The sequence below is a fragment of the Caloramator sp. E03 genome (genome assembly GCF_006016075.1).
In the GTDB taxonomy this organism is placed as follows: Bacteria; Bacillota; Clostridia; order Clostridiales; family Caloramatoraceae; genus Caloramator_B.
The window spans coordinates 2,756,269-2,767,878 of the sequence record NZ_CP040093.1; the positions used below are offsets into that span (position 1 = coordinate 2,756,269).

The 11,610-nt window shown below is 31.7% G+C and carries 9 protein-coding genes and 1 pseudogene; 5 read left to right on the forward strand and 5 right to left on the reverse strand.

Annotation, left to right across the window (positions count from 1 at the left end):
• Window positions 1–10 precede the first annotated feature (10 nt).
• The 5 genes from FDN13_RS13045 to FDN13_RS13065 form a co-directional block, all read right to left on the reverse strand.
• The gene (locus tag FDN13_RS13045; RefSeq protein ID WP_138980789.1) at window positions 11–1,945 is read right to left on the reverse strand and encodes an aconitate hydratase; all 1,935 of its coding nucleotides are present in this window, start codon (window positions 1,943–1,945) and stop codon (window positions 11–13) included.
• Between the two features lie 15 nt (window positions 1,946–1,960).
• Window positions 1,961–3,385 (reverse strand): 2-isopropylmalate synthase, encoded by a 1,425-nt coding sequence (locus FDN13_RS13050; protein ID WP_371414847.1) that lies wholly within the window; start codon window positions 3,383–3,385, stop codon window positions 1,961–1,963.
• Between the two features lie 244 nt (window positions 3,386–3,629).
• Window positions 3,630–4,469: an aminotransferase class IV gene (locus FDN13_RS13055; RefSeq protein WP_138980791.1), complete on the reverse strand. Its 840-nt coding sequence runs from the start codon at window positions 4,467–4,469 to the stop codon at window positions 3,630–3,632.
• A gap of 78 nt (window positions 4,470–4,547) precedes the next feature.
• Window positions 4,548–4,958, reverse strand: coding sequence for a hypothetical protein (locus tag FDN13_RS13060; RefSeq protein WP_138980792.1), 411 nt, complete (start codon window positions 4,956–4,958; stop codon window positions 4,548–4,550).
• A 42-nt stretch (window positions 4,959–5,000) separates the two neighbouring features.
• On the reverse strand, window positions 5,001–5,444 hold the full coding sequence (locus tag FDN13_RS13065; RefSeq protein WP_138980793.1) for a cell wall hydrolase: 444 nt from the start codon (window positions 5,442–5,444) through the stop codon (window positions 5,001–5,003).
• A 179-nt stretch (window positions 5,445–5,623) separates the two neighbouring features.
• On the opposite strand from FDN13_RS13065, the gene FDN13_RS13070 reads away from it, so the two are divergent.
• The 5 genes and pseudogenes from FDN13_RS13070 to FDN13_RS13090 all read left to right on the forward strand — a co-directional run bounded on the left by FDN13_RS13070 (window position 5,624) and on the right by FDN13_RS13090 (window position 11,561).
• Window positions 5,624–6,544, forward strand: coding sequence for an acyl-CoA dehydratase activase-related protein (locus FDN13_RS13070; RefSeq protein WP_138980794.1), 921 nt, complete (start codon window positions 5,624–5,626; stop codon window positions 6,542–6,544).
• Window positions 6,516–7,613, forward strand: coding sequence for an acyl-CoA dehydratase activase-related protein (locus FDN13_RS13075; RefSeq protein ID WP_138980795.1), 1,098 nt, complete (start codon window positions 6,516–6,518; stop codon window positions 7,611–7,613). The genes FDN13_RS13070 and FDN13_RS13075 overlap by 29 nt, the downstream gene beginning before the upstream one ends.
• A complete protein-coding gene (locus tag FDN13_RS13080; protein WP_138980796.1) occupies window positions 7,594–8,550 on the forward strand; it encodes an acyl-CoA dehydratase activase in 957 nt (318 codons plus the stop codon). The genes FDN13_RS13075 and FDN13_RS13080 overlap by 20 nt, the downstream gene beginning before the upstream one ends.
• 17 nt (window positions 8,551–8,567) lie before the next feature.
• The gene (locus FDN13_RS13085; protein WP_138980797.1) at window positions 8,568–9,254 is read left to right on the forward strand and encodes a heparan-alpha-glucosaminide N-acetyltransferase; all 687 of its coding nucleotides are present in this window, start codon (window positions 8,568–8,570) and stop codon (window positions 9,252–9,254) included.
• A 178-nt stretch (window positions 9,255–9,432) separates the two neighbouring features.
• Window positions 9,433–11,561: pseudogene (locus FDN13_RS13090) on the forward strand (glutamine synthetase III).
• Window positions 11,562–11,610: the final 49 nt, after the last annotated feature.

Here is an 11,610-nt window from a genome sequence, read left to right on the forward strand (position 1 = left end):
AGTAAGCCTCCTAATTGTTATTATTTTGCTTTGTATAATTTAGTAGTCCTCCGGATAACAATATATCAACTTGCCTTTGTGTAATATTTAGTTGCATTTTATATACTCTATTTTTTGAAACATTTTTTATGAAAACTACTTTATCTTTAACCTGGGATAGAGCACCCTCTATTATTAATTCGTCAAATTCATCGATGTCATCATAATCAGAAGGATTGTCAAATACTAAAGGCAATATTCCATTATTAATCAAGTTTGCCATATGAATTCTTGCAAAAGATTTTGCAAGTACTCCTTTAATTCCAAGATAAAGAGGAACTAAAGCTGCATGTTCTCTGCTTGAGCCTTGACCATAGTTTTCACCTGCTACAATAAACCCACCATTATTTTCCTTTGCCTTCCTAGGGAAAGAGCTATCACAAGGAGTTAAACAATAATCAGAAAGATATGGTATGTTAGATCTATATGGTAAAAGCTTAGCATTTGAAGGCATTATATGGTCAGTTGTTATGTTATTACCAAGCTTTATAAGCACTTTCCCGAATAAATTATCTGACAATGGCTTGGCTTTTGGAAAAGGCTTTATATTTGGACCTCTTAGTATTTCAACTTTATCAGGTTCATCAGAGGGTGGAATTATCATATTATCGTTTATTATAAAGCTTTCAGGCATTTCTATAATAATTTGTTTTTCTAAATCTAATTCTCTTGGATCAGTAATATACCCTGTAATTGCAGATGCAGCTGCAACTTCTGGGCTTGTAATGTATACCTTTGCTGATGGTGTACCAGATCTACCTTCAAAATTTCTGTTAAATGTTCTTAGGGATATCCCGTCTGTAGAAGGTGATTGTCCCATACCTATACATGGACCACATGCACATTCAAGTATTCTTGCACCAGCAGAAATTAAAACAGATAATCCTCCGTTTTGTGCTATCATATTAAGTACTTGTCGTGAACCTGGGGAAATTACTAAAGATACATTTTCAGCAACAGTTTTTCCCTTAAGAATTTCTACTGCCTTCATTATATCTGTATAGGAAGAGTTTGTACAACTTCCTATTGCAACCTGATCAACCTTTACATTTTTTAATGATGATACATTTACTACGTTATCAGGACTGTGAGGGCAAGCAATCATAGGTTCAAGAGAGGATAAATCAATTACTATTTCTTCATCATATACTGCATCTTCATCTGGTTTTAGCTCTATAAAATCCTGCTCTCTACCTTGTGCTTTTAAAAATTTATATGTTTGGCTATCAGAAGGGAATATAGATGTTGTTGCACCAAGCTCTGCACCCATGTTAGCAATAGTTGCTCTTTCAGGCACAGATAATGATTCAACTCCTTCACCAGTATATTCTAATATTTTTCCGACGCCACCTTTAACAGACAGTCTTCTTAAAAGCTCAAGTACTATATCCTTAGCAGAAACAAAGGGCTGGAGTCTTCCTATAAGCTTAATATTTACAATTTTAGGCATTGAAATATAATAAGCTCCGCCTCCCATTGCAACAGCAACATCAAGGCCTCCTGCACCAATAGCAAGCATTCCCATTCCGCCACAGGTTGGAGTATGGCTATCAGAACCTAAAAGTGTTTGCCCTGGAACTGCAAACCTTTCAAGATGTACTTGATGGCATATTCCATTACCTGGTTTTGAATAATATATACCATGTTTTTTAGCTATAGTTCTAATATAAGCATGGTCATCAGCATTTTCAGGACCAGTTTGAAGAGTGTTATGATCAATATAGGCTACAGATCTTTTAGTTTTAACTTTATCTATTCCTATTGCTTCAAATTGAAGGTAAGCCATTGTACCTGTTGAATCTTGTGTTAGAGTTTGATCAATTTTTATTGCTATTTCACTTTTAGGTGTCATATCACCACAAACTAAATGTTCTTTGATTATCTTTTGAGCTATTGAGTATCCCATTATGATTCCTCCATTTTAAAGAGTTTTTGTCTTAAGTTTTATTTTTTTATTATTTTGTCTGTTTAAAAACTTGTAATCAGTTTCAATTGAAACATTTTCAACATCTAAAATATTTGGCATATACTCCTTTACAAGAGCTTCAAGCTCGTTGTTGCTTATTACAGTTGTTCGCCCATTCTCATATTCTTTGTCAACCCAATCTTTTATTTTTTGAACAACAGGGTGCTTTTTATCTATCTTGTTATTACCCTTTAGATTAAAATACATATTAATCCATGCAGCAATACCTGCAAGGCCTGAATACTCGTTAATAGCAACAACAGGTGGGCGGTTTAAAAGTTTTGTTGTGTCAAAAATGTTATATATCTCTTCATTCTTAAGCATCCCATCAGCATGAACTCCAGCCCTTGTAACGTTAAATTCTTTTCCTACAAAAGGAGTACGTGGAGGTATTGAGTATTTAATATCCCTTTCAAAGTATTCGGCAATTTCAGTTAATACTTCAAGTCGCATATTTTTAGTATTTCCTCTAAGCTGTCCATATTGAATTACCATAGCTTCAAGTGGGCAGTTTCCAGTTCTTTCTCCTATTCCAAGAAGAGAGGTATTAACAGATGATGCCCCATATAACCAGGCAGCCGTTGAATTGGTTACAACGCTATAAAAGTCATTATGACCATGCCATTCTATATATTCAGAAGACAAGCCGCAATAATGTCTTAATCCATATATTATTGCAGGAACGCTTCTTGGAAGTTCAACACCAGGGAACGATACACCAAGACCTAATGTGTCACAGGCTCTTATTTTAAATGGTATTTTTGCTTCATTTGAAAGTTTAATAAGTTCATTTACAAAAGGAACAACAAAGCCAAAAAAGTCTGCTCTTGTTATATCTTCAAGATGACATCTTGGTATAATACCGTGTTCAAAGGCCTCAGCTGCAATTTCAAGATATTGATTCATAGCTTGTTTTCTTGTCATATTAAGCTTTTTAAATATATGATAATCTGAGCAGGACATAAGTATTCCAGTTTCTTTTATGCCTATATCTTTAACGAGTTTAAAATCTTCCTTTTTGGCTCTAATCCATGTTGTTATCTCAGGATACTTATATCCTTTTGAAAGACAGGCTTCCAAAGCCTTTCTGTCCCTTTCAGTATATAAAAAGAATTCAGTTTGTCTTATTATTCCAGAATTGTTATCTAGTTTATGAAGATAGTCGTAAATTTTTATTATTTGCTCAGCTGTAAATGGAGATATAGCCTGCTGACCATCTCTAAATGTTGTATCTGTTATCCATATTTCATTCGGAACGCATATAGGTATATTTTTATAATTAAATGTAATCTTTGGTATCTCAGAGTAGGGGAATATATGTCTAAACAGGTTTGGTTCATTAACATCTTCTAATTCGTAATTGCACTTTTGAAGTTCCATAAGATTTGTTATGTTATTAAGCTCAGCTTTTAGCATGTTTTACACCTCCCTGTATAATTGTATACAAACATACATAATACTATAATTGTTATTATATAGCATATATGAAAGTATTACAATACAAAATTTCAACTTTAAAATTATAATTTTTGTAATAAAGTATAAGTGATGTTATAAAAAATAAAAAAATTGCAATATGTGTTTAAAATTAAATTATAGAAATCAGTATAAAAAAATAAGTGCATTACTGCACCTGTTTTTGCTTTAAAATATAATTTTTAATTTCATCATCATATAATTTCATAATTCTTAATAGTAAAGGATTTTGAATGTTAAAATCAAAATTATCTATTTTGGCTATAGGAAGTACCTTTGGGGAGGTACCACTTATAAATGCAGCATCAAAACTGTTTATATCATCAGTATAAATAGAAGTTTCATATACAGAGATGTTGTTTTGATTGCAAATATATAAAATCTTCTGTCTTGTTATACCTGGAAGTACCTTCGAAATATGGGCAGTATAAAGAGAATTATTTTTTATAAAAAATATATTTGAACGGCTTCCTTCTGTTATTTCATTATCTTCGTTGACTAATATAGCTTCATAGTAATTTTTTGTACTTAAAATGTTATTTATTTTATTCCTAAGATATGCGTTAATAACTTTTGCATTTGGATTTTCTCTTACTGCTTTAAAAAGGCAAGTTTTAACCCCTTTTTTATATGTTTGCTCATCAGGATAAGAACTTTTGATAAAGAAATAATACTCATTTAAACTGCTTTTGAGGTTGTTTAAAACTATCTTTATGTTATATTCCTCTATATCATTTAATTTAATCATCTTTGTAATGTTTTCTTTAATATGCTCAAGAGAAATGTTTTTTTCATCAAGATTAAACCCTATAATCTGTGCTGAGTTTTTAAGCCTTTCATAATGATCTTCTAAAAATATGGGGATTTTATTTATAATTCTTATTACTTCATATATTGAAGGATTAATTTCAATGTAAATTTTATCAAATTCTGAAACATTGTATATTTTGCTATTATGTATAAAAAAATTAAAAGTTGCCTCTGACATATAAACACCTCCAATGCTATTCTAAGTCAAAAACAAAAATTAGTCTACTAAAATAAAATAGGCGGTTTTCCGCCTATTTTAATAATTAGTATTAAGTCTTGGCATAGTGTTGTTTGGTTCAAATATGTCTACAAATTTAATAGAATATAAATCACACATAACTCTTATATTTGACTCTGGTACTTTTAATACGATGTAGCTCACTCCAACTTGTTCAAGTATTCCAACTCTGTCTGTTAAATTTGTTGTTCCAATTAAGAATGTTATTCTAACTCTTTTACCTATCTGTGTTTTTAAAAATGCTTGAGTGTATGCTATGTCAGTTAATGTAGGTTCTGTTGTTGAACCGGGTGTAAATTCAGGTGGAGGGGTATCGAGCATTCCAGGTTGACCTTGTCTTTCAATGCAGCTATCACATTCTTCATCAGTTGGATACCTAAATACTGGTGGGTAGTAGCCAAAACCATAAGCTGGTTGTTCGTACATCATGTTGTCTTCAAAATTATCATTAGACATATTATACCTCCTATATCATGTTTTCCAATATAATGCAGTTGGATTATAAAAACAATGCTGAGCAACCCTTGTATTATAGACACCAGATCTGTTTTTTGGAAAGTATGTGGCGCATATTGGACTATAAGGATTATAATACCAGAGAGCCAGCTCAGTGCCTGTTAGTTTATTTCCTGATAAAGCCCAGTCAGCAATGTCATAGTGAATCTGGTCTGGATTCATGTTGTAGATATTTTGAGCATTTGGCTGCCCATAAACTTCAGTAAGAGCGCAAGTAAATTGATAAGGCTGAAGTATAACTCTTCTTAAATCACCTTGACCTGTTCTTAGATATTCTCCACCAGATACATGCACCCTATTCATTACAACTGTAGCAACAGCCTTCATGCCCATTTCTCCTTCTCCTTCAGCTTCGCATTTTATTAGCCTTGCAAATAGCTCTCTTGCAGATAAGGGCATATTTTCACCTCTGAAATTCTCGATTAATATTAATATATACATCATCTATGGTGTTTGTTACAAGAAATAGAAATATCTATCAATATATTATATAAATAATAAAGTCTATATATGAATAATAAAGAGGCAACTGGATAAAATACATTAATGAATGTAAAAAATTATTTTTGGAGGGTGTCATGAGGATTGGAATTCCAAAGGGGCTTTTATATTATAGATATTATCCTTTTATTGAAAGTTTTTTCTATGAATTAGGCTGTGAAATAGTAACTTCTGGTGATACAAATAAGGAAATATTAGATGGCGGTGTTAAATATTGTGTTGATGAAGCATGCCTTCCTATAAAAGTTTTTCATGGGCATGTGTTATCAATAAAAGATAAATGTGATATGCTTTTTATTCCAAGAATAATGAGGCTTTATAAAAATGAATTTATATGCCCTAAATTTTGTGGCTTGCCAGAAATGATAAAACATAGCATACCCAATTTACCACTTATAATCGGTGATACATTGTATGCAGATTCAAAGTATAAGCTAAAAAGTTGGGCTTTTAATGTTGGTAAAAATATAACTAATAATAGAAAAAGAATTGATAATGCATTAAAAGTTGCATTAGAAAGTCAAAAACAAAATAAAAAAGGCATTATGGATAAAGATTATGAACTTAAAGTAGCTTTAGTCGGGCATCCATATAATATCTATGATAGTTTTATAAATATGAACGTTATAAAAAAATTAAATAATTTAAAAGTTGGAGTTACAACCGAAGAAAGACTAAATGAAGAGTATATAAATAGCCAAATATCAATACTATATAAAAAACCTTTTTGGACTTTTGCAAGGAATTCTTATGGCTTTTCAACCTATATGGCAGAAAATATGTTAATAGATGGAATAATATATGTATCCTCATTTGCTTGTGGTATTGATTCTGTAGTTGTTGAACTTATAAAAAATAGAATAAGAGATTTTCCTATGCTTGTATTAAAAATAGATGAACATACTGGAGAGGCAGGTTTTGACACAAGAATTGAAGCATTTGTAGATATGCTTGAAAGGAGGAGCAATATTGAAAATAACTTTTCCGCATCTTGGTAATGTGTGCTTTGCAGCAAAGGCTTTATTTGATGAGCTTGGCATTGAATGTATAGTGCCACCTTTTAATAATAAAGAGGCTTTAAAAATAGGAACACTATATTCACCAGAGGAGATATGCTTACCTTTTAAAATAATGATAGGTAATTATTTGCAAAGCATTGAAAAGGGTGCTGATACAATTTTAATAACAGGAAGTTGTGGACCTTGTAGGTTTGGAGAATATTGTGAACTTCAAATTGAACTTCTTAAAAAGCTTAATAAAAAGGTTGATTTTATTGTTATGGATGTTCCATCAGATATTGGAATTAAAGAGCTAATAAGAAGAATAGGAAAAATATCTGCTGCAAGCAATAGGTCAAAATCACAAAAGGTTAAGGCATTATATAAAGCATTAAAAATTCAAAACTTAATTGATGGAATTGAAGCTGATGCACATTATATTTCAGGCTATGAAAAAAATAAAGGTGAGTGCAAAAGGCTTTTAAATAGGTGTAAATCAGAGGCAATAAATGCTAAAGGCGCAGATGAAATGATAGATATTATAAGTGAATATAGCAAAAAAATAAATTCTATTGAAGTAGATGATAGTAAAAATCCATTGAAGATTGCATTAGTAGGTGAAATATATACAATAATAGAACCTTTTTCAAATCTTTATATTGAAGATAAGCTTATGGACTATGGAGTTTCAACAAAAAGAGTGCTTACTCCAAGCTGGTGGGTTAAAAATACATTTCTATCACCTCTTAAAATAAATTCATTAGATATAAAAAGTGCATCAAAAAATTATATCCCTTTATGTATAGGAGGACATGCTATGGAATGCGTTGGAGAGTCAGTAATTGCAAAAAATGAAGGATTTGATGGAGTAATACAGATATTTCCAATGGGATGTATGCCTGAAATAGTATCAAAGGCTGTACTTCCTTCAATTTCAAAGGATTTAGATATACCTATAATGTCTTTAGTTGTTGATGAAATGACTGGAGAAGCAGGATATGTTACGAGGTTAGAAGCTTTTATTGATTTGCTTGAAAGGAGGAGACAAAGTGTATTATCTTGGAGTTGATGTGGGCTCTGTAAGTACTGATATTGTAATTTTAGATAAAAATTATAATGTAGTGGAAGCTCTTTATTTAAAAACAAAGGGACGTCCAATCGAAACTATACAGGAAGGTTTTAAAGTGTTAAAATCAAAGTATGATAATAAGCAAATATTAGCAGCGGGAACTACAGGAAGTGGAAGAAATATCGCATCTTTTTTAATTGGTGCAGATGCTGTTAAAAATGAAATAACTGCCCATGCAACAGCAGCATTAAGTATAGATAAGGAAGTTAGTACTATAATAGAAATTGGCGGACAGGATTCAAAAATAATAATATTAAGAAATGGTATAGTTTTAGATTTTGCCATGAATACTGTATGTGCAGCAGGTACAGGATCTTTTCTTGATCGTCAGGCAGAAAGGCTTGAAATATCAATCGAAGAATTTGGCGATTATGCTTTAAAATCAACCTCTCCAGTAAGAATTGCAGGAAGATGTGCAGTGTTTGCAGAATCAGATATGATTCATAAACAACAGCTTGGATATAAACAGGAAGACATAATAAGGGGGCTTTGTGAAGCACTGGTGAGGAATTACCTTAATAATGTTGCAAAGGGAAAGGAAATAATGCAAAAGGTATTTTTTCAAGGAGGAGTTGCAGCAAACAAGGGAATGAAAGCTGCTTTTGAAGATGCACTTGGATTTGAGGTTTATGTACCTCCTTACTACAATATGATGGGAGCAATTGGAGCAGCAATAATTGCTTCTGAATCTGTTAAAAAGGCAGAAAAAAGCAAATTTAAAGGGTTTGAGATTTCCGATAGTAAAATAACTTCTTCAAGTTTTGAATGTAATGGATGCCCAAATAGATGTGAAGTTGTAAATCTTAAGGAAAATGGTATTGTAATAGGATGTTTTGGAGATAGGTGTGGTAAACATAGTAATAAAATTGCAGTATAGTTTTTAAAGGTGATAACGTGAAAAACAAAAGGATTTTTGAAATAGATTTATTGAGAACCATAGCAATATCATTAATGGTTTCTTTTCATGTTGTTTATGATTTAAATACCTTTGCTGGGTTTAATATATCATATACCAGTAAAACATGGTATTGGATTGGAAAAACTTCATTACTGCTTTTTATTTTTTTATCAGGTATTAGCAGTACTTTAAGTAAAAATGTTATAAAAAATGGAGTAAAAGTATTTTGTTTTGGATTGATGATATCAGTTATAACTTATATACTTTTTCCTAAGGAATATATAAGGTTTGGAGTACTACATTTTTTAGGGATCTGTATGATTATATATCCGTTGCTTAAAAAAATACAAAAAAAAATACTCTTTATTATGGCTATATTATCATTAATGCTTGGCTTTTATTTTGAAAGCATTACTTTAAATACTTGGGTATTTGTTCCTGTTGGAATACTATATAATGGCTTTAGTACTCTTGATTATGTTCCGTTGTTTCCCTATTTATCTTTATACATAATTGGAATTTTGGCCGGAAAGTCATTTTACAATGAAAAAAAGAGTCTTTTTAAATTGGAATATGATTTTGGCTTTATAAGAAGCATAAGTAAAAATTCTCTTTTGATATATATTGTTCATCAGCCAATTATATATTTTATAATATTAATTCTAAATAAGTTCATTAAATAACAAAATAGTTAACATATTTTTAACAAAAAAAGTATTGCATTTTAATATATAAAATACTATCATATTATCATAATTAAATTTGGTTTTGAAGCAATGGCGCTTCAAGGAATATGTATCAGGCATGTTCTTTGGGGCGCTTTATGTTTATTTTTAATTTTTTTAGGGGAGGATGATGTTTATGAAAGGTGAAAATTGTAATAAGGGAACTATTTCAGAAGTCTTTGGGGTTAATGTTTTTAATGATTCGGTAATGAGGGAAAGGCTTCCAAAGGAGACCTATAAGGCTTTAAGAAGGACGATTGAACTTGGCTTACCACTTGAACCTAATGTAGCTGAGGTTGTTGCAAATGCAATGAAGGACTGGGCTATTGAAAAGGGGGCTACTCACTATACTCATTGGTTCCAGCCATTGAACGGGATTACAGCAGAAAAACATGATTCATTTATTTCTCCAACATCAGATGGAAAAGCAATAACAGAGTTCTCAGGAAAAGAGCTTATTAAAGGAGAATCTGATGCATCATCTTTTCCTTCAGGAGGACTTAGAGCAACTTTTGAGGCAAGAGGATATACGGTATGGGATTGTACTTCACCGGCATTTTTAAGAGAGGATGAAGGAGGAGTAACTTTATATATACCAACTGCTTTTTGCTCCTATACAGGAGAAGCTCTTGATAAGAAAACACCTCTATTGCGTTCTATGAAGCATTGTCTAAGCAGGCTATTAGAGTATTAAGGTTATTTGGTAATACTTCATCAAAAAGGGTTATACCAACTGTAGGTCCGGAGCAGGAATATTTCCTTGTTGATAGTACACTATATAACAAAAGAAAGGATCTTGTATTTACTGGTAGAACATTATTTGGTGCAAAGCCTCCAAAGGGTCAAGAACTTGAGGATCATTATTATGGAAGTATAAAAGAGAGAATAGCTTCTTTTATGAGAGAACTTGATATAGAGCTATGGAAGCTTGGAGTATCAGCAAAGACTAAGCATAATGAAGTAGCTCCAGCTCAGCATGAGATAGCAACAATTTATACTGATGCAAATACCGCAACAGATCATAATCAGATAGTTATGGATACTTTAAAAAAGGTTGCAAACAGACATGGACTTGTATGCCTTTTACATGAAAAGCCATTTGCAGGGGTAAACGGTTCAGGAAAGCATAATAACTGGTCATTAAGTACTGATGATGGTCAGAACCTTCTTGATCCAGGTAAAACACCTCATGAGAATGCACAGTTTTTAATATTCCTATGTGCAGTGATTAAATCAATTGATAAATATTCAGATTTACTACGTGTTTCAGCTGCAAATCCAGGAAATGATCATAGGCTTGGGGCAAATGAAGCACCTCCTGCTATAATATCTATATTCCTTGGGGATCAGCTAACTGGAATCTTAAATCAGCTTGAAAATGGAGAAGAAACAAAGTTTTTAAAGCAAAAAGAAGAACTTAGGATTGGTGTTACAACACTTCCAAAGCTCCATAAGGATATAACAGATAGAAATAGAACTTCACCTTTTGCTTTTACTGGTAACAAATTTGAATTTAGAATGGTTCCATCCTCAGCTTCGATTGCAGATGCTAACACTGTATTGAATACAATAGTAGCTGAAATCTTAAAGGAAATAGCTGATAGGCTTGAGAGGGCAACAGATTTTAATGCTGAAGTTGAAAATATATTAAAAGAAATAGTTAAAAATCATAAGAGGATTATATTTAATGGTGATGGATATTCTAAGGAGTGGGTTGAAGAGGCTGAAAAAAGAGGTCTTCCAAATATCAAATCAACAGTTGAGGCAGCAAAAGCACTTATTACTGACAAAGCAATTGAGCTTTTTGAAAATCACAGTGTTTTAAGCAGAGATGAACTTTATTCACGATATGAAATACTCCTTGAATCCTATATAAAACAAATAAATATTGAAGCTTTAACTATGCTTGATATAGCAAAGAAACAAATACTTCCTGCAGCAATTAAATTTACAGGAGAACTTGCAAAGACTATCAATGAGATAAAGCAAACAGGCATTTTAGCCGAAACTTTTGCACAAGAAGAACTTTTACTTGAGGTTTCAAAGGTTATTACTTCATTTAAGAATAATATAAAAGGACTTGAAGAAATTAATTCAAAGGCTTCAGATATTGAAGATGATATCTATGCAAAAGCTAAATTCTATAGAGATGAAGTATTTGTGGCAATGCAAAGGTTAAGAGCAGATGCAGATAAGCTCGAAACTTTGGTTGATGAAAAATTATGGCCTATACCAACTTATGGAGAATTATTGTTTCATATTTAATTAAGGACGCTAATGCGTCCTTTAATTTTTTGTTAAAAATATTGACTTA

What these genes read in the sequence shown, in the direction of transcription:
- FDN13_RS13060 (WP_138980792.1), bottom strand. Translation starts at nt 4,958, where the DNA reads ATGATGTACGAACAACCAGCTTATGGTTTTGGCTACTACCCACCAGTA.
- FDN13_RS13055 (WP_138980791.1), bottom strand. Translation starts at nt 4,469, where the DNA reads ATGTCAGAGGCAACTTTTAATTTTTTTATACATAATAGCAAAATATAC.
- FDN13_RS13070 (WP_138980794.1), top strand. Translation starts at nt 5,624, where the DNA reads ATGAGGATTGGAATTCCAAAGGGGCTTTTATATTATAGATATTATCCT.
- FDN13_RS13050 (WP_371414847.1), bottom strand. Translation starts at nt 3,385, where the DNA reads ATGGAACTTCAAAAGTGCAATTACGAATTAGAAGATGTTAATGAACCA.
- FDN13_RS13045 (WP_138980789.1), bottom strand. Translation starts at nt 1,945, where the DNA reads ATGGGATACTCAATAGCTCAAAAGATAATCAAAGAACATTTAGTTTGT.
- FDN13_RS13065 (WP_138980793.1), bottom strand. Translation starts at nt 5,444, where the DNA reads ATGCCCTTATCTGCAAGAGAGCTATTTGCAAGGCTAATAAAATGCGAA.